The 21,670-nt window shown below is 63.3% G+C and carries 20 protein-coding genes and 1 pseudogene; 13 read left to right on the top strand and 8 right to left on the bottom strand.

Going from position 1 to position 21,670, the window contains the following annotated elements:
* Nucleotides 1-57 precede the first annotated feature (57 nt).
* The 6 genes from AC04SF_RS17040 to AC04SF_RS17015 are packed head-to-tail and all read left to right on the top strand — an operon-like array spanning nucleotide 58 to nucleotide 6,003.
* A complete protein-coding gene (locus AC04SF_RS17040; RefSeq protein ID WP_488478784.1) occupies nucleotides 58-2,352 on the top strand; it encodes a bifunctional salicylyl-CoA 5-hydroxylase/oxidoreductase in 2,295 nt (764 codons plus the stop codon).
* On the top strand, nucleotides 2,349-3,122 hold the full coding sequence (locus AC04SF_RS17035) for an SDR family NAD(P)-dependent oxidoreductase (RefSeq protein WP_488478783.1): 774 nt from the start codon (nucleotides 2,349-2,351) through the stop codon (nucleotides 3,120-3,122). The genes AC04SF_RS17040 and AC04SF_RS17035 overlap by 4 nt, the downstream gene beginning before the upstream one ends.
* Nucleotides 3,116-3,586 carry a MarR family winged helix-turn-helix transcriptional regulator gene (locus AC04SF_RS17030; protein WP_027043615.1) on the top strand — a complete coding sequence of 157 codons (471 nt, stop codon included), beginning with the start codon at nucleotides 3,116-3,118 and terminating at the stop codon, nucleotides 3,584-3,586. Before AC04SF_RS17035 ends, AC04SF_RS17030 begins: the two co-directional genes overlap by 7 nt.
* A complete protein-coding gene (locus tag AC04SF_RS17025; RefSeq protein WP_488478782.1) occupies nucleotides 3,583-4,395 on the top strand; it encodes an enoyl-CoA hydratase family protein in 813 nt (270 codons plus the stop codon). The genes AC04SF_RS17030 and AC04SF_RS17025 overlap by 4 nt, the downstream gene beginning before the upstream one ends.
* Nucleotides 4,395-5,615: an acyl-CoA dehydrogenase family protein gene (locus AC04SF_RS17020; RefSeq protein ID WP_488478781.1), complete on the top strand. Its 1,221-nt coding sequence runs from the start codon at nucleotides 4,395-4,397 to the stop codon at nucleotides 5,613-5,615. Before AC04SF_RS17025 ends, AC04SF_RS17020 begins: the two co-directional genes overlap by 1 nt.
* Nucleotides 5,608-6,003 carry a RidA family protein gene (locus AC04SF_RS17015; protein WP_488478780.1) on the top strand — a complete coding sequence of 132 codons (396 nt, stop codon included), beginning with the start codon at nucleotides 5,608-5,610 and terminating at the stop codon, nucleotides 6,001-6,003. The genes AC04SF_RS17020 and AC04SF_RS17015 overlap by 8 nt, the downstream gene beginning before the upstream one ends.
* 34 nt (nucleotides 6,004-6,037) lie before the next feature.
* Here the strand turns inward: AC04SF_RS17015 and AC04SF_RS17010 are convergent, their stop codons facing one another.
* The gene (locus AC04SF_RS17010) at nucleotides 6,038-7,129 is read right to left on the bottom strand and encodes an LLM class flavin-dependent oxidoreductase (RefSeq protein ID WP_488478779.1); all 1,092 of its coding nucleotides are present in this window, start codon (nucleotides 7,127-7,129) and stop codon (nucleotides 6,038-6,040) included.
* Between the two features lie 123 nt (nucleotides 7,130-7,252).
* Between AC04SF_RS17010 and AC04SF_RS17005 the strand changes: the two are divergent.
* From AC04SF_RS17005 to AC04SF_RS16985, 5 genes and pseudogenes are all read left to right on the top strand, one after another.
* Nucleotides 7,253-8,013: pseudogene (locus tag AC04SF_RS17005) on the top strand (HpcH/HpaI aldolase family protein).
* A gap of 187 nt (nucleotides 8,014-8,200) precedes the next feature.
* Nucleotides 8,201-9,400 (top strand): pyridoxal phosphate-dependent aminotransferase, encoded by a 1,200-nt coding sequence (locus AC04SF_RS17000; RefSeq protein WP_488478778.1) that lies wholly within the window; start codon nucleotides 8,201-8,203, stop codon nucleotides 9,398-9,400.
* Between the two features lie 90 nt (nucleotides 9,401-9,490).
* Nucleotides 9,491-10,288: an ABC transporter substrate-binding protein gene (locus tag AC04SF_RS16995; protein ID WP_488478777.1), complete on the top strand. Its 798-nt coding sequence runs from the start codon at nucleotides 9,491-9,493 to the stop codon at nucleotides 10,286-10,288.
* A 152-nt stretch (nucleotides 10,289-10,440) separates the two neighbouring features.
* Nucleotides 10,441-11,115, top strand: coding sequence for an amino acid ABC transporter permease (locus AC04SF_RS16990; protein ID WP_096453196.1), 675 nt, complete (start codon nucleotides 10,441-10,443; stop codon nucleotides 11,113-11,115).
* A 37-nt stretch (nucleotides 11,116-11,152) separates the two neighbouring features.
* Nucleotides 11,153-12,433 carry a cysteine desulfurase-like protein gene (locus AC04SF_RS16985; protein ID WP_488478776.1) on the top strand — a complete coding sequence of 427 codons (1,281 nt, stop codon included), beginning with the start codon at nucleotides 11,153-11,155 and terminating at the stop codon, nucleotides 12,431-12,433.
* Nucleotides 12,434-12,471: 38 nt separating this feature from the next.
* On the opposite strand, the gene AC04SF_RS16980 is transcribed toward AC04SF_RS16985, so the two are convergent.
* The 6 genes from AC04SF_RS16980 to AC04SF_RS16955 all read right to left on the bottom strand — a co-directional run bounded on the left by AC04SF_RS16980 (nucleotide 12,472) and on the right by AC04SF_RS16955 (nucleotide 18,586).
* Nucleotides 12,472-13,302, bottom strand: coding sequence for a dipeptide ABC transporter ATP-binding protein (locus tag AC04SF_RS16980; protein WP_488478775.1), 831 nt, complete (start codon nucleotides 13,300-13,302; stop codon nucleotides 12,472-12,474).
* The gene (locus tag AC04SF_RS16975) at nucleotides 13,299-14,150 is read right to left on the bottom strand and encodes an ABC transporter ATP-binding protein (RefSeq protein ID WP_488478774.1); all 852 of its coding nucleotides are present in this window, start codon (nucleotides 14,148-14,150) and stop codon (nucleotides 13,299-13,301) included. The genes AC04SF_RS16980 and AC04SF_RS16975 overlap by 4 nt, the downstream gene beginning before the upstream one ends.
* Complete coding sequence (locus AC04SF_RS16970) at nucleotides 14,150-15,061, bottom strand: ABC transporter permease subunit (RefSeq protein WP_488478773.1); 912 nt, start codon at nucleotides 15,059-15,061, stop codon at nucleotides 14,150-14,152. Before AC04SF_RS16970 ends, AC04SF_RS16975 begins: the two co-directional genes overlap by 1 nt.
* Entirely contained in the window at nucleotides 15,061-16,068 is a 1,008-nt protein-coding gene (locus AC04SF_RS16965; RefSeq protein ID WP_096453191.1) for an ABC transporter permease subunit, read from the bottom strand. Before AC04SF_RS16965 ends, AC04SF_RS16970 begins: the two co-directional genes overlap by 1 nt.
* A gap of 43 nt (nucleotides 16,069-16,111) precedes the next feature.
* Nucleotides 16,112-17,710, bottom strand: a complete 1,599-nt coding sequence (locus AC04SF_RS16960; RefSeq protein ID WP_202351735.1) for an ABC transporter substrate-binding protein — start codon at nucleotides 17,708-17,710, stop codon at nucleotides 16,112-16,114.
* 177 nt (nucleotides 17,711-17,887) lie between these two features.
* Entirely contained in the window at nucleotides 17,888-18,586 is a 699-nt protein-coding gene (locus AC04SF_RS16955; RefSeq protein ID WP_488478934.1) for a hypothetical protein, read from the bottom strand.
* Here AC04SF_RS16955 and AC04SF_RS16950 point away from each other — a divergent pair.
* On the top strand, nucleotides 18,531-20,234 hold the full coding sequence (locus tag AC04SF_RS16950; protein WP_488478927.1) for a long-chain-fatty-acid--CoA ligase: 1,704 nt from the start codon (nucleotides 18,531-18,533) through the stop codon (nucleotides 20,232-20,234). The genes AC04SF_RS16955 and AC04SF_RS16950 overlap by 56 nt on opposite strands.
* Entirely contained in the window at nucleotides 20,234-20,947 is a 714-nt protein-coding gene (locus tag AC04SF_RS16945; RefSeq protein WP_488478772.1) for a class I SAM-dependent methyltransferase, read from the top strand. Before AC04SF_RS16950 ends, AC04SF_RS16945 begins: the two co-directional genes overlap by 1 nt.
* Here AC04SF_RS16945 and AC04SF_RS16940 read toward each other — a convergent pair.
* Nucleotides 20,944-21,666, bottom strand: a complete 723-nt coding sequence (locus AC04SF_RS16940; RefSeq protein WP_488478771.1) for an HAD family hydrolase — start codon at nucleotides 21,664-21,666, stop codon at nucleotides 20,944-20,946. The two genes, AC04SF_RS16945 and AC04SF_RS16940, sit on opposite strands and share 4 nt — an antisense overlap.
* Between the last annotated feature and the right edge of the window lie 4 nt (nucleotides 21,667-21,670).

Below are 21,670 nucleotides of genomic sequence, written 5' to 3'. Positions count from 1 at the left end.
TATCTTGCCTCCGGCGCGATACTTGACGAGACAGCAAGCGAAGAGGAGATCGCACAGATGAAGGTTGCGGTTCTCGGCGGCGGACCAGCCGGCCTCTACTTTGCCATTTCGATGAAGCTCAGGGACGCCGCGCATGATGTGACGGTGTTCGAGCGCAACCGCGCCGACGACACGTTCGGCTGGGGCGTCGTGCTGTCGGCCGAAACGCTCGAGAATCTCGCCAAAAACGATCCGGTCAGCGCCGTCTGGATCAAGAAGCATTTCGCCTACTGGGACGACATCGCCGTCATCCATGACGGCGTGCGCACGGTCTCGTCAGGCCACGGCTTCTGCGGCATCGGCCGCAAGCGGCTGCTGATCCTTTTGCAGCGCCGCGCCCGCGAGCTCGGCGTCAAGCTGATGTTCGAGACCGACATCGCCGACCCCCGCCCCTACATGGAGACGCATGATCTGGTGGTCGCCGCCGACGGGCTGAACTCCAGGGCGCGCAACACCTTCGTCGATATCTTCAAGCCCGACATCGACACCCGCAAATGCAAGTTCGTCTGGCTCGGCACCAACCAGAAATTCGACGACGCCTTCACCTTCATCTTCGAAAAGACCGAGCATGGCTGGGTGTGGGCGCATGCCTACCAGTTCGACAGCGAGACCGCGACCTTCATCGTCGAATGCAGCGAACAGACCTGGGCCGCCTTCGGCTTCGGTGCGATGTCGCAGCAGGAGTCCATCGCCGTCTGCGAGCGCATCTTCGAAAAACATCTCGGCGGCCATGCGCTGATGACCAATGCCAACCATATCAGGGGTTCGGCCTGGATCAATTTCCCACGCGTGCTGTGCGAGCGCTGGTCTTACAAGAACCTGGCATTGATGGGCGATGCGGCGGCATCGGCGCATTTCTCGATCGGCTCCGGCACCAAACTTGCCCTGGAAAGTGCCGTGGCGCTGGCCGAGTATGTCGAGACCGAGCCAGACCTCGATGCCGCCTTCCGCAGATATGAGGATGCACGGCGCACCGAGGTGCTGAAGCTGCAATCGGCGGCGCGCAATTCGCTGGAATGGTTCGAGGAGGTCGAGCGCTATCTCGGGCTCGATCCGGTGCAGTTCAACTATTCGCTGCTGACCCGTTCGCAACGTATCAGCCACGAGAATTTGCGGCTGCGCGATGCCGAATGGCTGGGCGGCGCGGAAGAATGGTTCCAGCGACAGGCGGGTGCCGGCGGCAACAGGCTGCGCCGCGCGCCGATGTTCGCGCCGTTCAAGCTGCGCGACATGAAGCTGCAAAACCGGGTCGTCGTCTCGCCGATGGCGCAGTACAAGGCCGTCGACGGCCGCCCGACCGACTGGCATTTCTCTCACTATGCCGAGCGCGCCAAGGGTGGTGCGGGGCTCGTCTATATCGAGATGACCTGCGTCAGCCCCGAAGGCCGCATCACGCCCGGCTGTCCCGGCTTCTACGCGCCCGAACACGAGGTGGCGTGGAAGCGACTGGTCGACTTCGTCCACGCCGAGACCGAGGCGAAGATCTGCGCCCAGATCGGCCATTCCGGCGCCAAGGGTTCGACCAGGCTCGGCTGGGAAGGCACCGACGTGCCGCTCGCCTCGGGCAACTGGCCTGTCATCGCGGCATCGGCGGTTGCGTGGTCGCCTGAGAACCAGGTGCCGAAGGCGATGGACCGCACCGACATGGATCTGGTGCGTGACCAGTTCGTGGCCTCCGCCGAGATGGCTGACCGTTGCGGCTTCGACATGCTGGAGATCCACGCCGCGCATGGCTATCTCCTGTCGTCCTTCATCACGCCGGTCACCAACCGGCGCACGGATGAATATGGCGGTTCGCTTGAGAACCGCATGCGCTATCCCCTCGAAATCTTCCATGCGGTGCGCGCCGCATGGCCGGCGGAGAAGCCGATCTCGATGCGCATTTCGGCCAATGACTGGGTCGGCATCGAAGGCGTCACACCCGCCGACGCGGTGGAGATCGCAAAGCTGCTGCATGAGGCCGGCGTCGACATCTGCGACGTCTCGGCAGGGCAAACTTCGGCGCAGGCGAAGCCGGTCTATGGCCGCATGTTCCAGACGCCGTTTTCCGACCGCATCCGCAACGAGGTCGGCATGGCGACAATGGCGGTCGGCAACATCTACGAGCCGGACCATGTCAATTCGATCCTGATGGCCGGCCGCGCCGATCTGGTGGCGCTGGCACGGCCGCATCTCGCCGACCCCTACTGGACGCTGCATGCCGCCGTCACACTCGGTGACCGTGGCGTGAAGTGGCCGGATCCGTATCTGCCCGGGCGCGACCAGCTCTACCGACTGGCCGAGCGTGACGCTGCGGCAGGGCTGAAAGTATGACGGCCGCAACAACGATTGCCGGCAAGCATGCGCTGGTCACCGGCGGCGGTTCCGGTGTCGGCCGCGCTATCGCGCTGGCGCTGGCGGGCGCGGGCATCGACGTGACCATCTGTGGTCGCCGCGAAGCAGAGCTTGCCAAGGTGGCCGGCGAAAGCGAAGGCATTTTCGCCATTGCCGCCGATGTCACCGATGAAACGGCGATGGCCTCGCTTTACCAGACGGCGGAAGCCGCGCGCGGGGCCTTCGACATCGTCGTCGCCAATGCCGGCATGGCCGGCAGCACGCCGGCGCACAAGACCACGCTGGCCGACTGGCAGCGGACGCTCGACGTCAATTTGACCGGCGCCTTCCTGACGGTGAAGCCGGCACTGGCCGGCATGGCCGCGCGGAAATCGGGGCGGATCGTGTTCGTCGCCTCCACGGCTGGGTTGAAGGGCTACGCCTATGTCGCGCCTTACGTGGCCGCCAAGCATGGCGTCGTCGGACTGATGCGGGCGCTTGCCGCCGAGACGGCGAAATCGGGCGTGACCGTCAATGCGGTCTGCCCGGGCTTCGTCGAGACCGACATGCTGGAGGAGTCTATCCAGCGCATCATCGAAAAGACCGGCCGCTCGGCCGGTGAGGCGCGCGCCAGCCTCGCCTCGACCAACCCGCAGGGCCGCTTCATCCAGCCACAGGAAGTTGCCGCCGCCGTGCTGTGGCTGTGCGGCGATGCGGCAGCATCGATCACCGGACAGGCAATCTCGATCTCAGGAGGCGAAACATGGTAGCCGGCCCCCTGCCCGCGCCGTCGGGACCCGGCAAGGACAGGCTGCGCCTATGGATCAGGCTGCTGCGCGCTTCGCGCACCATCGAAGCCGAACTGCGCGAGCGCCTGAAGAAGGAATTCGATACGACGCTGCCGCGTTTCGATGTGATGGCCGCACTCTACCGCGTGCCGGAAGGCATGCTGATGAGCGACCTGTCGCGTTTCCTGCTGGTCTCCAACGGCAATGTCACCGGCATTGTCGACCGGCTCGTGTCAGAGGGACTGGTCGCCCGCGCGCGCCGCAATGGTGACCGCCGCACGTCCATGGTGCGACTGACCGACGAAGGCACCAAATCCTTTGCCACCATCGCCGCGGCGCATGAGGGCTGGATCGGCGAATTGCTGGGCAAGGTCAGCGAGGAGGATGCCCGCCGGCTGACCGGCATGCTGACCTCGTTCCGCAGCAACTGGGAGGGACGCGAATGACCGGGATGGCCGGCCTCAAGCCGAAGCATTTCCTGTGGGAGGTCGAGGGCAGGATCGCGAAAATCCGGCTCGACCGGCCGGAGCGCAAGAACCCGCTGACCTTCGACAGCTATGCCGAGTTGCGCGACACGTTCCGCGACCTTGTCTATGCCGACGATGTCGATGCCGTGGTGTTCCTCTCCAATGGCGGCAATTTCTGCTCCGGCGGCGATGTTCACGACATTATCGGCCCGCTGGTCAAGATGGACATGAAGGAACTCCTGGCCTTCACCCGCATGACCGGCGATTTCGTCAAGGCGATGCTGAATTGCGGCAAACCGATCATCGCGGCGGTCGATGGCGTCGCGGTCGGCGCCGGCGCGATCATCGCCATGAGTTCCGACATCCGCATCGCCACGCCGGAGGCCAAGACCGCCTTCCTGTTCACCCGCGTCGGCCTCGCCGGCTGCGACATGGGCGCCTGCGCGATCCTGCCGCGCATCATCGGCCAGGGCCGCGCCGCCGAACTGCTCTACACCGGCCGCACCATGACGGCCGCCGAAGGCGAGCGCTGGGGGTTTTACAACAGGCTGGTCGATGCGGCAGCACTCGAAGCCGACGCGCTCGACATGGCGGCGCGCATCGTCTCCGGCCCGACCTTCGCCCATGGCATCACCAAGACGCAGCTCAACCAGGAATGGTCGATGGGTCTCGACCAGGCGATTGAGGCGGAAGCCCAGGCGCAAGCGATCTGCATGCAGACGCGCGATTTCGAGCGCGCCTACAAGGCATTCGTGGCCAAGGAAAAGCCGGCGTTCGAGGGCAATTGATGGCTGACAAGAGTTTCCTCTCCTGGCCGTTCTTCGAGGACCGTCATCGCGAACTGGCCGAACGCCTGGAAGCATGGTGCGCGACGAACTTGCCGGTCGATCACCATGACGTCGATGCCGCCTGTCGCGAGCTGGTGCAAAAACTCGGGGAGGACGGCTGGCTGAAACCGACAGCCGTCGACACTGACAATCCCGGCCCCCTCGACGTCCGCACTTTGTGCATCACGCGCGAGACGCTGGCGCGCCATGACGGTCTCGCCGATTTCGCTTTCGCCATGCAAGGGCTCGGCACCGGTGCGCTTAGCCTGTTCGGCACGGCGGAGCAGCAGCAGTGGCTAACCAAGACCCGCGCCGGCAAGGCGATCTCGGCCTTCGCCCTGTCGGAACCGCGCTCGGGATCGGATGTCGCCAACACCGAGATGACGGCGACCCGCGACGGTGACGCTTATGTGCTCACCGGCGAAAAGACCTGGATTTCCAATGGCGGCATTGCCGATCTCTACATCGTCTTTGCCCGCACCGGCGAGGCACCGGGCGCCAAGGGGCTTTCCGCCTTTGTCGTGCCGGCTGACGCCAAGCGCCTCGGCATTGCCGAGCGCCTCGAAGTGATCGCGCCGCATCCGCTGGCGCGGCTGTCCTTCGATCAGGTCCGCCTGCCGGCCGCCGCACTGATCGGCAAGCCCGGCGACGGTTTTCGTATCGCCATGTCGGTGCTCGACGTGTTCCGCTCGACCGTTGGTGCGGCAGCCCTTGGCTTTGCCCGCCGCGCGCTGGATGAAAGCATCAAGAGGGTGGCAGAGCGCAAACTGTTCGGCGCGCCTATGGGCGAACTGCAGATGGTGCAAGGCCATATTGCCGACATGGCGCTCGACGTCGATGCGGCCGCGCTGCTGGTCTACCGCGCCGCGTGGACCAAGGACATGGGTGCGGCGCGGGTCACCCGCGAGGCGGCGATGGCCAAGCTGTTCGCCACCGACAAGGCGCAAGAGGTGATCGACAAGGCCGTGCAACTGCATGGCGGCGACGGTGTGCGCAAGGGGCACATCGTCGAGAGTCTGTATCGCGAGATTCGAGCACTGCGCATCTATGAGGGCGCTTCCGACGTGCAGAAGGTGGTCATCGCGCGGCAAGTGATGGGCGCGGCCTCACGACGGGAAATTGAAGAGTATTCGATTTTGAGACTTGGTTTTGCGGAAATACCGGGAGGCATGAATGCATGAGATTTTGCAGCCGGAAGGCTGGGCCAAACCGGTCGGCTACGCCAATGGTGTCGCGGCACGCGGGCGGCTCATCTTCGTCGGTGGACAGGTCGGCTGGAACGGGCAGTGCCAGTTCGAAACCGACGACTTTGTCGGCCAGGTGCGGCAGACGCTGCAAAACATCGTCGCGGTGCTGGCCGAGGCCGGTGCCACGCCGCAACACATCACCTCGATGACCTGGTATTTCACCGACAAGGCCGAGTATCTGTCCAATCTCAGGGGGATCGGCGAGGCCTATCGCGAGGTGATCGGCCGGCATTTCCCGGCGATGGCCGCCATGCAGGTGATGGCGCTGGTCGAGGATCGCGCCAAGGTGGAGATCCAGGCCACCGCCGTTATCCCGGAATAACCAATCTCCGGAATAGCCGCTCGCCCGGAATAATTTATGCGCGCAGGCCAGCCTTCCTCAAAATCGGCAGCACGTGGTCGCAGAAATAGGGCAATTCCTGCGTGTAGTTGACGAAGGAGAGCGCAATGCCCTGGTAGCCGTACCCAGCAATCGCGACCATGTCGGCGGCGATCGTTTCCGGGGTTCCGATCAGCGGATAGGTGCCGGCACCGCCGGCGAAGCGCTGACTGTAGCGGTCATAGGCGTGCGGGTCGTGCGACTGCGAGAATTCCTTCTTGCCGGCCATATGGGCGTCGACCGCCTCATGGTCGGCCAGCGTCACCGCATAGCGGTTGTAATAGGCCTGCGCCTCTTCCATCGTCGGACGGCAGACGACATGCGCCACGGTGTAGACGCCGACATCGCGGCCGACCTTGTCGGCCCGCTCACGGATGTCGGCGACATGCTTGCCGGCATCGCTCATCTCGGAAAAGGTCGTGAACAGATAATCGCATTTGGCGGCGGCGAAATCGCGGCCCGGCCCGCCGAAAGCGGCGTTCATCGTTACCGGGCGCGGAACCTGCAGGCTGGCCGGCCGGCTGACAGCTTCCTTCAGGCGATAGTAGGCGCCTTCGTAGTCGAGCGGCTCGGTCGACGCATAAAGCTTCTCAAGAATCTCGATCCACTCGGCTGCCTGGTCGTAACCCTTCTCGACCAACGGCGTGCCGAACATGCCGAATTCCTTTGGATTCCAGCCGCAGACGATGTTGAGGCCGGCGCGGCCCTGGCTGATGTGGTCGACCGTCGCCAGCGCCTTGGCGGCGTAGAGCGGATGCACCAGCGGCACGTGCACGGTCATGAACAGGCCGATCTGCTCGGTGGCCACGGCAAGTGCCGCCGCCCAGGTGAAGGTTTCGAACGACCACTCGCGCACCTTGTTGCGGCCGCCAAAGCCGCGCCAGCGCGCGATCGGCAGCATGAATTCCAGCCCGGCGCGGTCGGCGATTTGCGCCGCCGTCAGATTGTCCTGCCAGCTTGCCGTCCAACGCTCCGGCACATCGGTGATGGCGAGGCCGCCATCGGCGTTGGTCGAAAAGACGCCGAGCTTCAGTTTGTTCGGGCCGTGCAGGGGATGGGCTTTGATCATGTCGGGAACTCGCGGCGGGAGACCACACGCTAGGCCCGCGGCAAAATATTTCAAGCCTGAAATAGCTTCGCCTTGCCGCCGATTGCGGCTATGAATTTGGGCCACACGAAAAAGGGGATCGGCATGAGCGAGTTTCGTCAGAAATGCATTGGCAAGACGAACATCGTCGGTTCCTTCGCCGCCATTCCGCATCCGGTCGCGGTCGAAGTGATGGCGCTGGCCGGCCTCGATTTCCTCTGCATCGACTGGGAGCATGCCCAGATTTCGCGTGACATGGTCGAGACCTTGGTGCGCGCGGCCGACGTGCACCGCGTGCCGGCGATGGTGCGCGTTCCCGGCCATGCGCCGGAATCCATCCAGGCGGCGCTGGACAGCGGCGCGCAAGGGGTGCTGGTGCCGCGCGTCTCGACCGCCGCCCAGGCGGAGGCGGCGGTGAAGGCATGTCGCTATCCGCCGCTCGGCGAGCGCGGCGTCGGACCTGGCCGGGCTGCCGGCTATGGCTATCGCATTCCCGAATATCTGGCCGGCGCCAATGACAGGACCGTCGTGGCGGTCCAGGTCGAGACAGCGGAAGGGCTCGCCAACATCGATGCGATCGCGGCCGTCGACGGCGTCGATGTGGTCTTCGTCGGCCCCGGCGATCTCTCGGTGTCGATCGATGCGATCGGGCCGAAAGGCGCCGACAAGCTCAATGCGGCGATCCGCACAATCATCGGCGCGACGATCGCACACGACAAGGCCGCCGGTATTTTTTCGCCAGTCCGCAGCCTGTAGGCCAATGGGCTGCCTTCGGCGCCAGCTTCTTTATCCTGGCCAGCGACACGATGTTTCTTGGCGCCGGCACCGCGGCCAACTGCGCCGCGGCGCGCGATGAACTGGCATGAGACGGGCACAGCCAGGCAAAACGGGCGTATCGGCGGCGCAACAGCCGGGCGAAACTTTTTAAGCTTAAAACTTTTGCCTTGAAAAGCGCGGCACTTTGGATAGCATCCGAAGTCGATGGTGACTGCCGTGCCGGAGGGGCTTTTCGGGCAGTCCATCGTGGTGCTCCGGGTGGGAGAGGTTCAGTCCTTGTCGTTCATACTGCCCCAGTCATCATCCAGCGCGCGCTATGCGTTCGACGGCGTGCGCGCCCAGATCCGCGATCTGCACACCGAAAACATCGCCAACCTTGCCGTGCGTGCGCGCGAGCTGGGTGACGTGATCGCGCTCTGGTACGGCGAGGGCGACATGGTGACGCCCGCCTTCATCCGCGACGCGGCAAAGGCCGCGTTCGATGAAGGGCTGACCTTCTATGTTCCCAACATGCGCGGCCACGGCCCGCTGAACGAGGCGCTGTCGGAATACCAGACGCGCATCCATGGCCGCTCCATCCCCTTCGCACGCACCACCGTCACACCGGGCGGCATGCAGGCGCTGTATCTGGCGCTGGAGCTGCTGGTCGATACCGGCACCAATGTCGTCTATGTCGCGCCGCAATGGCCCAACATCCATAACGCCATCCATCTGATCGGCGGCGAGCCGCGGCCGTTCTCGCTCGACTTCAGGGGGGACTGGCGCCTCGACCTCGACCGGCTGTTTGCCACCTGCGACGCCCGCACCCGCGCCATCTTCCTGTCGACGCCGTCCAACCCGACCGGCTGGACCGCGTCGCGCGAGGAGATGCAGGCGCTGCTCGACTTCAGCCGCCGCACCGGCATCTGGATCATCTCCGACGAGGTCTATGGCCGGCTCTATTTCGACGGCGGCGTCGCCCCCTCCATCCTGCAGATCGCCGAGGACGGCGACCGGGCGCTGTCGATCAACAGCTTCTCAAAAGCCTGGGCGATGACCGGCTGGCGCATCGGCTGGCTGACGCATCCGTCGGGCGTGGCCGACCAACTCGGCGCCATGACCCAGTATGTCAACAGCGGTACCGCTGCTCCGATCCAGGCCGGTGCCGTCGCGGCGATCCGCCAGGGCGAGCCGCTGGTCGAAGAAATTCGGCAGCGCATCAGGACCGGCCTCGATCTCGCCTATGACAGGCTGGCACAGATTCCCGGCATCATCCTGGCGACGAAACCTCGTGGCGGCATGTATGCCTTCTTTGCCATGGAAGGTGAAAGCGACGCCCGCCAGGCTTGCGCCAGGATTCTGGAGACGGCACGCGTCGGGCTGGCGCCCGGCCATCTCTTCGGAAGTTCGGAAACGGCCTTCCTGCGGATGTGTGTCTGCCGTGACCGCGACCAGATAGCGACCGCGCTTGACCGCATGGTCGCTGCCATGAATTGACGCCCCGCTGGGAGGTGGGGCGGCAAGAAACCGTGCGGGGCGAGCCCCGTCCGATGAACAACCAGAGGGAACACCCCAGAGGGACCACCAATGAAGCTCAACCGTCGCAATCTCATCCTTCTCGCCGCCGCCATCGGCGTCGTCGCCGGACCAGCAACCGCCTATGCCGCCGATGTGCTCAATGTCGGCGCCTACCCGACCAATCCGCCCTTTGAATACAAGAACGAGAGCGGCACTTTCGAGGGCTTTGAAGTCGATATCGTCAATGAGGCGGCCAAGCGCATTGGCATGACCACCGACATCGCCGATCTCGGCTTCCAGGCGCTGTTCGCCGCTACCACCTCGAAGCGCATCGACGTCGCCATCTCCTCGATCACAATCACGGCGGAGCGGCTGAAGTCGCAGTCCTTCACGCAGCCCTATTATGATTCCGACATGGGCATCGCCACCAAGACCGACAGCGCTGTTAACACCGAGGCCGATCTCAAGGGCAAGATCGTCGGCGTGCTGTCCGGCTCGACCGGCGAAACCTGGGTCAAGGCACATCAGGAAGCCGATGGCTTCAGCGACGTGAAGGGTTATGACACGCAACAGAACCTGCTGCTCGACCTTAGCGCCGGCCGCGTCGACGCCGCCGTCAGCGACATTCCCGGCATGGAATACTCCTTCACCAAGATGAAGGATTTGAAGGTCAAGCAGCGCATCAAGACCGGCGAACAGTACGGCCTGATGATGACCAAGGACCATCCGCTGCTCGGCAAGCTGAACGACGCGCTGACGGCGATGAAGAAGGACGGCACGCTGGCCGCGATCCACAAGAAGTGGTTCGGCAGCGACGCGCCGGCGGACTCCTCGACCGTCAAGGAAATGCCGCTGCCGAAGGCCTGAGCGGCGATGCACTGAAATCGTGCCGGCTTTTCCAGGCCGGCACGATTCATTTCACGCTTTGGCGCTGGCTGCCGCATGGACCGCCTCACCGTAGGCACGGTCGATTGGTATTAACTTGAGCACCCTCTGCTCTGGGGTGCGGGAACACTCCCATGTCGCTGATCGACACCTTCTTTAATCCCGATGTCATTGCGTCCAGCCTGCCGGCGCTGCTGCGCGGCTTCCTGAACACGCTGCTGCTCGGCATTTTGAGCATCGGCATCGGCATCCCTATCGGCCTGGTGATCAGCCTGCTGCGGCTCTATGCGCCCAAGCCGCTGCGCTGGCTGGCGGTTGGCTACACCGACATTTTTCGCGCGCTGCCGGTGCTGGTGGTGCTGATCCTGATCTATTACGCGCTGCCCTTCCTCGGCATCCGCCTGTCGTCCTGGGCCTCCGCCGTCACGGCGTTCGCCATCATCATGTCGGCCTATTCGGCGGAAGTGTTCCGCTCCGGCATAGAGAGCATTCCGAAAGGCCAATTCGAGGCATCGCAGGCGCTTGGCCTGCCGTTCCTTTTGACCTTGCGCAAGGTGGTGCTGCCGCAGGCGATCCGCGTGGTCATCCCGCCGATGACCAGCAACTGCGTCTCGATGTTCAAGGACACCTCGCTCGCCTCGACCGTGGCGCTGCCGGAGCTGCTCAAGGAAGCAACCAACGCGCAGTCGCTCTACGCCAACCCCTCGCCGCTGATCGGCGCCGCACTCGTCTATCTCATTTTCCTCTGGCCGATGGTTCGCCTCGTCAGCCTGCTTGAAGACCGCTTCAAGACCGAAAAAACGCGCTGACCCCGGCCGCAAAAAAACACTTCGCAGGAGACCACCCTTGAGCAATCCCCAGACCGCCGCCGGCGACTTCCCGGTTGCCACCATCCGCGCCATGTTTCCCGCTCTGCAGCGGGCCGGCGATTTCATCTTCCTGGACAATGCCGCCGGCGCGCAGATTCCGCAGAGCGTGCTCGACGCGGTGACCAACCATCTGGTTTCGCACAATGTGCAACGCGGCGGCCGCTATGGCCGCAGCGTCACCGTCGACCAGTCGGTCGCCGATGCCCGGACAAGCGTGGCGCTGCTGATCAATGCCTATAGCCCAGCGGAAATCTGCTTCGGCATGAACGCCACCTCGTTCATCCGCCTGGTCAGCCTCGGCATCGGCCAGATGCTCGCCAAAGACACAGATGGGGGGCGCGACGAGATCGTCATCACCGACATGGACCATGACGCCAACATCGCGACCTGGCTGGCGCTGGAATCCGCCGGCGCCAAGTTCAAGTGGTGGCGCATGCGCGAGGACGGCAATCTGCATGTCGACGATCTCCGCCCGCTGGTGTCCGACCGCACCCGCCTTGTCGCCTGCACGGTCACCGCACATTCGATCGGCTCGATCGTCGATGTCGCCTCGGTGGCCGAGATCGCACACGCAGTTGGCGCGGAAGTGTTCCTCGACTGCGTGCATTACGGACCGCACGGGTTGATCGACGTGCAGGCCTGGGATTGCGACTACCTCGTCTGCTCCGGCTACAAGAATTTCTCGCCGCACATGGGCTTCCTGTGGGGCCGCTTCGATACGCTGAAGCGGTTGCCGACTTTTCGCGAGGATTTCATTCCGGACGAACCGCCCTACAAGGTCGAGGCAGGCACCTTCATCTATGAGAATGTCTCGGGCATGGATGCCGCCGTGCAGTATCTGGAACTGATCGGCCGCAATCTCGCACCCTCCAACAACCGCTCGCGGCGCGAAAACATCGTCGCCGGCATGGGCGCCATCCGCGACTATGAACTGCTATTGGCGCGTGAGATGTTAGGCGTGCTGAAAGACTGTGGGGCGACCATCTATGGCGTTGCCGACGAGGCCCGCATCAACGAGCGCGTGCCGACCTTCTGCTTCAACATCGGCAAGCTCTCACCGCAGCGCATCGTCGAGGAGATGGCCGAGATGCAGATCGGCATCCGCGACGGCCACATGTACGCGCCACGGCTGATGAAGCGCCTCAACCTCTCGATGGACAGCGGCGCCATCCGCGCTTCGCTGGTGCATTACAACACGGTCGAGGAAATCCACCGCTTCGGCGAAGCGCTACGTGCGATTATCGCGAAGCTGTCGTGATCGTTGAGGAAATGGCCTGAAGGCTGCGGTCGGCAGCCTCAGGCCGCCGCCTTCTTCTTCGCCAGCCGCGCCTTGATCGAGGCGACATCGGCGCGCGGCGTCGCGGCGAACAGCGTTTTGGTGTAGCTGTGCTTGGGGTCTGAAAAGACCTCGTCGCGCGAGCCATACTCGACCGCCTCGCCGAAATACATCACCATCACATCGTCGGCGATGTAGCGCACCACGGACAGATCGTGGCTGATGAAGACGTAAGTCAGTTGGAACTCGTCCTGTAGGTCGGCGAGCAGATTCAGCACCTGCGCTTGCACCGACAAATCCAGTGCCGAGACCGGCTCGTCCAGCACCAGCAGGCTGGGGTTCAGCATCAGCGCCCGGGCAATGGCGATGCGCTGGCGCTGGCCGCCCGAGAACATGTGCGGGTAGCGGTTGTAGTGCTCGGGTCCGAGGCCGACCTTCTTCAGCATCTTCATGGCGAGGTCGCGCCGCTCGTCGGCCGGCTTGCCAGTGTTGATGAGCAGCGGTTCGCCCAGCACGTCGCCGATCTTCTGGCGCGGATTGAGCGATCCATAGGGGTTCTGGAAAACGATCTGCACCTTGCGGCGCATCTCCTTGGTCAACCCGTCCTTGGCGATGTCGACCTTGTTGCCGTCGATGAACAGTTCGCCCGACGTTGCCGGATCGATCAGCGTGATGATGCGGGCAAGCGTCGACTTGCCGCAACCGCTCTCACCGACGATGGCCAGCGTCTTGCCCTTGTCGACGCCGAACGAGACACCCTTGACCGCATGCACGGTGCGCTGCGCGCGAAACAGCCCGCCGCCGACATGATAGTCGCGCACGATATTCTTGCCTTCGACGACCTTGGTCATGCTGCGGCTCCGGAGGGCGCCGGCTCGAACAGCATGTCGGAGACGGTCGGCAGCCGGTCGCCGACCGCGTTTTCCGGCAGTGCCGACAAAAGCGCCCGGGTGTAGTTGCTCTTCGGCGATTCAAACAGCGACAGCACGTCGGCCTCTTCCATCTTGCGGCCCTTGTACTGGACGATGACACGGTCGGCGGTCTCGGCCACCACGCCCATATTGTGGGTGATCATGATCAGCCCCATGCCGTATTTGGCCTGCAGCGAGACCAGGAGATCGAGGATCTGCTTCTGGATGGTGACGTCGAGCGCGGTGGTCGGCTCGTCGGCGATCAGAAGCTTCGGATTGCAGGCGATGGCGATGGCGATCATGACGCGCTGGCACTGACCGCCGGACATCTGGTGCGGGAACGAGTTCAGCCGTTCCGCCGGCTCGGCAATGCCGACCTGCGTCAGCAACTCGATGGCGCGCTCCCGGCGCTGCGCACCGTCCATGCCCATGTGGAAACGCAGCACCTCCTCGATCTGGAAGCCGACGGTGAAGCAGGGATTGAGGCTGGCCATCGGCTCCTGGAAGATCATCGACATGTCCTTGCCGACGATCTTGCGCCGCTCGGCCGGGCTCAGCTTCAGGAGATCGCGGCCATTGAAGCTCATGCGGTCGGCGGTGACCTTGGCCGTCCATGGCAAAAGGCCCATCACCGCCAGCATCGACACCGACTTGCCGGAACCGGATTCGCCGACGATCGCCAGCACTTCGCGCTCGTCGACATGCAGCGAGACACCGTCAACGGCGCGGAAGGAACCGGACGCTGTCTGGAACTCGACGACGAGATTTTGAATGTCGAGCAGCGCCATCACGACCTCCTCAGTTTCGGGTCGAGCGCATCGCGCAGGCCGTCGCCGATCAGATTGATGGCAAGCACGGTGATCAGGATGGCAAGGCCGGGGAAGGTCACCACCCACCAGGCGCGCAGGATGAATTCCCGCGCCGTAGCAAGCATGGTGCCCCATTCCGGCGTCGGTGGCTGGGCGCCAAGGCCGAGGAAGCCTAGGGCGGCGGCCTCGAGGATGGCGTTGGAGAAGGACAGCGTGCCCTGGACAATCAGCGGCCCCAGGCAATTGGGCAGGATGGTGCGCAACATCAGTCTGATGTGGCCGGCGCCGGCGACCTTCGCCGCCACGACATATTCGCGGCTCTTCTCGGCCATCACCGCGGCGCGCACAAGGCGCGCGAAATGCGGCTGCAGCACAAGCGCGATGGCCAGCATCGCATTGAACAGGCCGGGACCGAGGATGGTGACCATCACCAACGCCAGCAACAGCGACGGGAAGGCCAGGATCAGGTCCATGACGCGCATGATCGCCACGTCGACCCAGCCACGGAAATACCCGGCCAGCAGGCCGAGCGTGATGCCGCCGGCGAGCGCCAGCGTGACCACGACCGCGCCGATGAGCAACGAGAAGCGCGCGCCATAGAGCAGGCGTGAAAGGATGTCGCGCCCGACCGGGTCGGTGCCCAGCAGATATTGGGCGCTACCGCCGGCCTGCCAGGCCGGAGGCCTCAAGAAAGCGGTCTTGTCCTGGATGTCGGGCGCATAGGGCGCGAGCAGCGGCGCAAACAGCGCCGCCAGCACCAAGAGGATGAAGACGAACAGGCCGATCACGGCGCCCCGGTTCACCGAGAAATAATGCCAGAAGGTCCTGAAGCCGGTGAGGCGATCCGGGTTGCCAGCGGCCATCGGGGTGATTTCGGTCGATTGGCTCATCACGCCGCCCTTATGCGTGGGTTGATGACGGCATAAAGCACATCGACGATCAGGTTCACGGCCATGACGACAAGGGCGATCAAGAGCAGGCCAGACTGCACGACAACATAGTCGCGCTTGGATATGGATTCGACCATCCACCTGCCGATGCCAGGCCAGGAGAAGATCGTTTCGGTAAGGATGGCGCCGGCGAGCAGCGTACTGACCTGCAGGCCGATGGTGGTGACCACCGGGATGAGTGCGTTGCGCAGAGCATGCACGCCGATGACTCGGGCCGACGAAAGCCCTTTGGCTCGGGCCGTCCGCACGTAGTCCTCGCCCAGCACCTCGAGCATGGCGGAGCGCGTCTGGCGCGCTATCACAGCCAGCGGAATGGTGCCGAGCACAATTGTCGGCAGCACCAGATGCCGCAATACCGAGCGAAATGCATCCCATTTGCCGTAGAGCAAGGTGTCGATGGTCATGAAGCCGGTGATCGGCTTGAAGAAGTATTGCAGGTCGATGCGGCCGTTAACCGGTGTCCAGCCGAGATAACCGGAGAAAAAGATGATCAGCAGCAGGCCCCACCAGAAGATCGGCATGGAGTAGCCGACGAGCGCGGTGCCCATCAGCGACTGATCGAACCACGAGCCGCGCTTGACGGCCGCGAAGATGCCGGCCGGGATGCCGAGCAACATGGCGAAAATCATGGCGAAGAACGACAGTTCCAGCGTCGCCGGGAAGAGCGTCTTGAACTCTTCAAGTACCGGGCGCTTGGACGAAATCGAGACCCCGAAATCACCGGTCGCGACCTCGCCGACATAGCGTGCGTATTGCTGCCAGATCGGCAGATTATAGCCGAACTGTTCCTTGAGTTCCTCGTAACGCGCGGGCGCCACGCCGTGTTCGCCGGCCATGGCAAGGATGGGATCGCCGGGCAGCAGCCTGACGAAGGCGAAGGCACAGATAGTGATGCCGACTAGCGTCGGGATCAAAAGTGCAATTCTGTGAAGAATATATTTGAGCATGGCAAAGGGGGCGGCGCTCTAGAGCACCGCCCCACTCAATGTCTTATTCGGCTTTGTCGACGCCGTCGAAGCGGTGAATGCCGAGCGGGTCCATCATGAAACCGCTGACATTCTTGCGCACCACCGCGTAGACTTGGCTATGCGCCAGCAGGAAGGCCGGAGCCTGCTTCTGGAAGACGACCTGCGCCTCTCCATAGAGCTTGGCACGCTCGGCCTGGTCGCTGGTCTTCTTGGCCTTCTGGATCAGGTCTTCGAAGTCCTTGTCGCACCAGCTGGAGTAGTTCGAGACGCCGATGGCGGAGCAAGCGAACAGGGTGGCGAAGAAGTTGTCCGGATCGCCATTGTCGCCGGTCCAGCCGATCTGGAACGCGCCGGGACGGTCCTTCTTCTTGCCCTCCGAGCGATACTTGGTCCACTCGTAGTTGACGATCTCGGCCTTGACGCCGACCTTGGCCCAGTCGGCCTGGATCAGTTCGGCGGCGCGCTGGAAGTTCGGGTTGTAAGGACGAACGCGATCGGAAGCCCAGAGCTGGATTTCCTTCAGCCCGGCAGCCTCAAGCACCTTCTTGGCCGCATCCGGATTATAGGCGTCGGCCTTCACATCCTTGTTCCACGACCACATGGTCGGCGGGATCAGGTTTTCGGCAGGCGTGGCGCCGGCATCCTGGAACAGCGACTTGATCAGCGCTTCCCGGTCGATCGCCTGGTTGAGCGCGTGGCGCACCTCAGGCTTGTCGAGCGGCGGGATCGTGGTGTTGTAGCTCATATAACCGATGTTCAGGCCGGCCTGATCCATCAGGGTCACGTCGTTGTTGGCCTTGATCGTGCCGATGTCGGCAGGATTCGGATAGGGAGCGATGTCGCACTCGCCGGCGAGCACCTTCTGGATGCGGGCGGTCGCGTCGGGCGTGATGGCGAAGACGAGATCATCGATCTTCTCCTTGCCCTTGAAATAATCCGGATGGGCCGCGTAGCGGATGACCGAATCCAGCTGGTAGTCGACGAACTGGAAAGGACCAGTGCCGATCGGCTTGGTCGAGAAATCGGCCATCTTGCCGGACTTCTCCAGTTGGTCGGCATATTCCTTCGACACGATCGACGCGAAGTCCATGCCAAGGTTGGCCAGCATCGGCGCGTTCGGCTCGGTCAGCGTCAGCTTAACGGTCAGGTCGTCGACCTTTTCCCACTTGGCGACGTATTTCGGCATGTCCATGCCGGTGTAGTAGTCCCAGGTCAGGTTGGGCAGATACTTGTCGCCGTTCCAGGGATTCGCCTTGTTGAACTGGCGGTCGAAGGAGAAGACGACGTCGTCGGCGTTGAGGTCACGCGTCGGCTTGAAATAGTCGGTGGTCTGGAACTTCACGCCCGGATGCAGGTGGAACGTATAGACCAGGCCATCGTCCGAGATTTCCCACTTGTCGGCGAGGCCGGGCTCGACCTCGGTGCCGCCATGCTTGAATTCGACCAGACGCGAATAGACGGTACGCGACGAGGCATCGAAGTCGTTGCCGCCGGTCGTCGTACCCGGATCGAAATTGGCCGGCGACGCTTCCGAGCAATAGACAAGCGTCTTCGCATTGGCCATGCCGCTCAGGACGCTTGCAGCCAGCAACGCGGCCGCAAAAGCGAGTTTCTTTTTCATTGAGCACTCCCTGATGTTCTTCCAAGCCCCTCTATCAGGCTCGCGAAGCGCGCATATAAGCACCGTTTTTCCGGCTTTGGAACACCCCGTTTGCTTACCCCGCGGGAAGCAGGAAAAAAATCCGTCATTTTGCTAAACGGCAGAAAAAATTAGCAGTTTTTTCCACTCACGAGATTGTTAACGACCGCATTTTTTTATTGATCTGGCATCTGGCGACATCGATGCCGCGTCCGCCTTCATCCGATCGTCGATGTGGAAAGATGCCGGTTCCAAGTGTCGCCGACGGGAAAGATTTTCGGCGGCAAATCTTTCGGCGCCTTGCCGCAGGGGCAAGACTTGCACCGCCGCCGATAGAGGCAATACATAGATGGATATGCTGGCCGCAGCGGAGGATGTCTCTGTCAATTCGGAGGCAAGCGCGGCACAGGCGACCAGACGGCGAACAAGAATTGCTAGGGAGGAACGGGTGGCAAAAGCATCGAAGGCGCCGGTGAACGCGTCGGCCAAGGCAGTCTCGAAACCAGCCGCCGCCGACGGGCAAGGTAAAGCTGCCGCCAAAGCCGCGACCGCCAAGGCGGAGGCAAAGCCTGCCAAGACAGCACCGGCGGCAAAAGCGGCCAGCACCGCCAAAGCCGCTGCGAAGCCAGCCGTGAAAGCCACCCCGGCAAAAACTTCTGCGACGAAGACTTCTCCGACAAAGGCTTCTCCCACAAAGGCTTCTCCGGCAAAGACTTCTCCCACAAAGACTGGGGCAACGAAGGCCGCATCGCCTGCAAAGGCAGCGCCGACATCGAAGCCGGCGCCGGCTGCCACCAAGGGGCTGCCGAAGGCACTGGCGGAACTTGCCGCCGGCCTGCCCGAAAAGCCATGGCTCAAGAGCTATCCGAAAAATGTGCCGGCTGAGATCGGTGCGTTGCCCTACAGTTCGATCGGCGATTTCCTGGTCGCCGCCTGCAGGCAATTTTCCGCCCAGCCGGCTTTCACCTGCATGGACAAATCCATCAGCTACGCCGATGTCGAGCAGTTGTCGGCGGCCTTCGGTGCCTACCTGCAATCGAAGGGGCTGCAAAAGGGGGCGCGCGTCGCCCTGATGATGCCGAACGTCCTGCAATATCCGGTGGCGATGATGGGCATCCTGCGCGCCGGCTATGTCGTGGTGAACATCAATCCGCTGTACACGCCGCGCGAGCTGGAGCACCAGCTCAAGGATTCCGGCGCACAAGCCATCGTCATCTTGGAAAACTTCGCCAACACCTTGCAGGCGGTAGTCGCCAGGACCGCGGTCAAGCATGTCGTGGTGGCGGCCATGGGCGACATGCTCGGCGGCCTCAAGGGCACCATCGTCAACTTCGTGGTGCGCCGCGTGAAGAAGATGGTGCCGGCATGGTCGCTGCCCGGGCATGTCAAATTCAACGCGGCGATGAAGGCCGGCGCCGGCCTTGGCTTCAAGCCAGCCAAGGTCGCAGCCGACGACGTCGCCTTCCTGCAATATACGGGCGGCACCACCGGCGTGTCGAAGGGCGCCACGCTGCTGCACAGCAATGTGCTCTCCAATGTCATGCAGAACGCGCAGTGGATGGAAGACGCCTATACGATCAAACCGAAACCCGCGCACCCGAACTTCATCTGCGCGCTGCCGCTCTATCATATCTTCGCGCTGACCGTGAACGCACTGATGGGCATGCAGCAAGGCGCTCGCAACGTGCTCATTCCCAATCCGCGCGACATTCCGGGCTTCGTCAAGGAACTGGCAAAGTATCCGGCCCACATCTTTCCCGGCCTCAACACGCTGTTCAATGCGCTGCTCAACAATGAGGATTTCCGCAAACTCGACTTCAAGCCGCTGGTGCTGACACTGGGCGGCGGCATGGCGGTGCAAAAGGGCGTCGCCGAACGCTGGAAGGCGTTGACCGGCTGCCCTGTCACCGAAGGCTACGGCCTGTCGGAAACCTCGCCGGTGGCCACCGCCAACAAGTTCAGTTCCGGCGACTTCACCGGCACGATCGGCCTGCCGCTGCCGTCAACGGAAATCGCCATCCGCGACGACGACGGCAACAATTTGCCGCTCGGCGAGGTCGGCGAAATCTGCATCCGGGGACCGCAGGTGATGGCGGGCTACTGGAACCGGCCTGACGAGACCGCCAAGGTGATGACCAAGGACGGCTACTTCAAGTCCGGCGACATGGGCTTCATGGACGCGCGCGGCTACACCAAGATCGTCGACCGCAAGAAGGATATGATCCTGGTCTCAGGCTTCAATGTCTATCCGAACGAGCTCGAAGAGGTCGTGGCGATGCATCCGGGCGTGCTCGAAGTGGCGGCGATCGGCGTGCCGGACGAGCATTCGGGTGAAGTGCCGAAGCTGTTCATCGTCAAGAAGGACCCAGCCCTGACCGTGGAAGCCATCACCGCTTTTTGCCGCGAGAACCTGACCGGCTACAAACGGCCCAAATATATCGAGTTCAGGACCGAATTGCCGAAGACGCCGGTCGGCAAGATCCTGCGGCGGGCGCTACGCGCCTAATGGGGGAAGACGCGCCGGGCGACGATTTCCCTCACCGGCGTCCGCGCCTCGACCCGGCGGAATTCATCAAGGCGAACATGCGCCTTGTGCCGGTGCCGGCGCTTCCCGAAATCCGTTTTTACACCGCCCATCCGGGCAGCGGGTTGAGGCGCCTCGTCGACCCTGAAGACGATGATGACGGCGCGCCCGAACCACAGCCGCCCTACTGGGCCTATGCCTGGGCCGGTGGTGCGGTGCTGGCGCGCTATATCCTCGACCATCCGATGACAGTGGCAGGCCGCCGCGTGCTCGACCTCGGTGCCGGCTCCGGCATTGTCGGCATCGCCGCCGCCAAGGCCGGGGCACGCGAGGTGATCGCCGCCGAAATCGACCGCAACGGCCTTGCCGCGCTCGCCCTCAACGCGGCGGCGAACGGCGTCTCAATCACAGTTGTCTATGGCGATATCACCCGGGGCTCGCCGCCTTTGGTCGATCTCGTGCTCGCCGGCGATGTCTTCTACGGACAGGACGTCGCCGAGCGCGTCATGCCTTTTTTCGACCGCTGCCTAACCGCCGGCATTGAGGTGCTGGTCGGCGATCCGGGCCGGGCCTATCTGCCGCGCTCGCGATTGCGCCTGCTTGCCGAATATCAGGTGCCGGATTTCGGCGACGCGAAAGACGCCGCCCCAAGGCCGAGCGGCGTCTTTCGTTTCGAGGCCGAACCTGGCGGTTAGACAGTCTCCCTGACCCGTGCCGAAAGGAAATCCGGCAGGTCGGCAACCGAATCCAGGATGACGTCGGCAATCTCGGCCAGCGATTCGCGCGTGCCGGTGCCGGAGAGCACGCCCACCGCCAGGCCGCAGCCACCGGCGCGCGCCATTTCGAGATCGTGACGGTTGTCGCCAACCATGGCGATCTCCGACGGCTTCAGGCCCGTGAGGTCGCAAAAAGCCTGGATGGTGTCGGGCGCCGGTTTCGGATTGGCCACCGCGTCGTAGCCATAGGCGGCGTCGAACAGCTGGGCGACGCCCAGCGTAACCAAGGTCTTTTCCGCACCGCTGGTGGAATCGTTGGTGGCGACGCCAAGCCGGTAAGATCTTTTGTGCAGTGTAGCCAAGGTGTCGACGATGCCCGGCAGCGCCACCGCCATCGATGAACCCTGCACCGAGGTGATCTCGTTGAAGCGGGCGACAGCCAGCATCTGGTCCTCGTCGGACAGGCGCGGGAACCACAGCTCGACGACGTCCATGTTGGTGCCCGAGGCAAAGATCGAATCGGGCTTGAAACGCCGGTTGGCGAAATCGAAGCCGGCCGCCGCCAGCAGCCTGTCGGCCTTCCAGCGGTCGCCATCGGATGCGTCCATAGCCATGAAATCGGCGACGCCGAGCCAGGTCGCGTTGAAGTCGACAAGTGTCCCGTCCTTGTCGAACAATATCCCCTTGATGTCTGCCAAATCA

The sequence above is a fragment of the Mesorhizobium sp. CNPSo 4671 genome (genome assembly GCF_057784245.1).
Note: the sequence above shows the minus strand (reverse complement) of the source record. Positions and strands in the feature narration are given on the sequence as shown.

Excerpts from the sequence above, each read along its gene's own strand:
- AC04SF_RS17040 (WP_488478784.1), top strand. The coding sequence starts at position 58 with ATGAAGGTTGCGGTTCTCGGCGGCGGACCAGCCGGCCTCTACTTTGCC.
- AC04SF_RS17035 (WP_488478783.1), top strand. The coding sequence starts at position 2,349 with ATGACGGCCGCAACAACGATTGCCGGCAAGCATGCGCTGGTCACCGGC.
- AC04SF_RS17030 (WP_027043615.1), top strand. The coding sequence starts at position 3,116 with ATGGTAGCCGGCCCCCTGCCCGCGCCGTCGGGACCCGGCAAGGACAGG.
- AC04SF_RS17025 (WP_488478782.1), top strand. The coding sequence starts at position 3,583 with ATGACCGGGATGGCCGGCCTCAAGCCGAAGCATTTCCTGTGGGAGGTC.
- AC04SF_RS17020 (WP_488478781.1), top strand. The coding sequence starts at position 4,395 with ATGGCTGACAAGAGTTTCCTCTCCTGGCCGTTCTTCGAGGACCGTCAT.
- AC04SF_RS17015 (WP_488478780.1), top strand. The coding sequence starts at position 5,608 with ATGCATGAGATTTTGCAGCCGGAAGGCTGGGCCAAACCGGTCGGCTAC.
- AC04SF_RS17010 (WP_488478779.1), bottom strand. The coding sequence starts at position 7,129 with ATGATCAAAGCCCATCCCCTGCACGGCCCGAACAAACTGAAGCTCGGC.
- AC04SF_RS16995 (WP_488478777.1), top strand. The coding sequence starts at position 9,491 with ATGAAGCTCAACCGTCGCAATCTCATCCTTCTCGCCGCCGCCATCGGC.
- AC04SF_RS16990 (WP_096453196.1), top strand. The coding sequence starts at position 10,441 with ATGTCGCTGATCGACACCTTCTTTAATCCCGATGTCATTGCGTCCAGC.
- AC04SF_RS16980 (WP_488478775.1), bottom strand. The coding sequence starts at position 13,302 with ATGACCAAGGTCGTCGAAGGCAAGAATATCGTGCGCGACTATCATGTC.
- AC04SF_RS16975 (WP_488478774.1), bottom strand. The coding sequence starts at position 14,150 with ATGGCGCTGCTCGACATTCAAAATCTCGTCGTCGAGTTCCAGACAGCG.
- AC04SF_RS16970 (WP_488478773.1), bottom strand. The coding sequence starts at position 15,061 with ATGAGCCAATCGACCGAAATCACCCCGATGGCCGCTGGCAACCCGGAT.
- AC04SF_RS16965 (WP_096453191.1), bottom strand. The coding sequence starts at position 16,068 with ATGCTCAAATATATTCTTCACAGAATTGCACTTTTGATCCCGACGCTA.
- AC04SF_RS16960 (WP_202351735.1), bottom strand. The coding sequence starts at position 17,710 with ATGAAAAAGAAACTCGCTTTTGCGGCCGCGTTGCTGGCTGCAAGCGTC.
- AC04SF_RS16945 (WP_488478772.1), top strand. The coding sequence starts at position 20,234 with ATGGGGGAAGACGCGCCGGGCGACGATTTCCCTCACCGGCGTCCGCGC.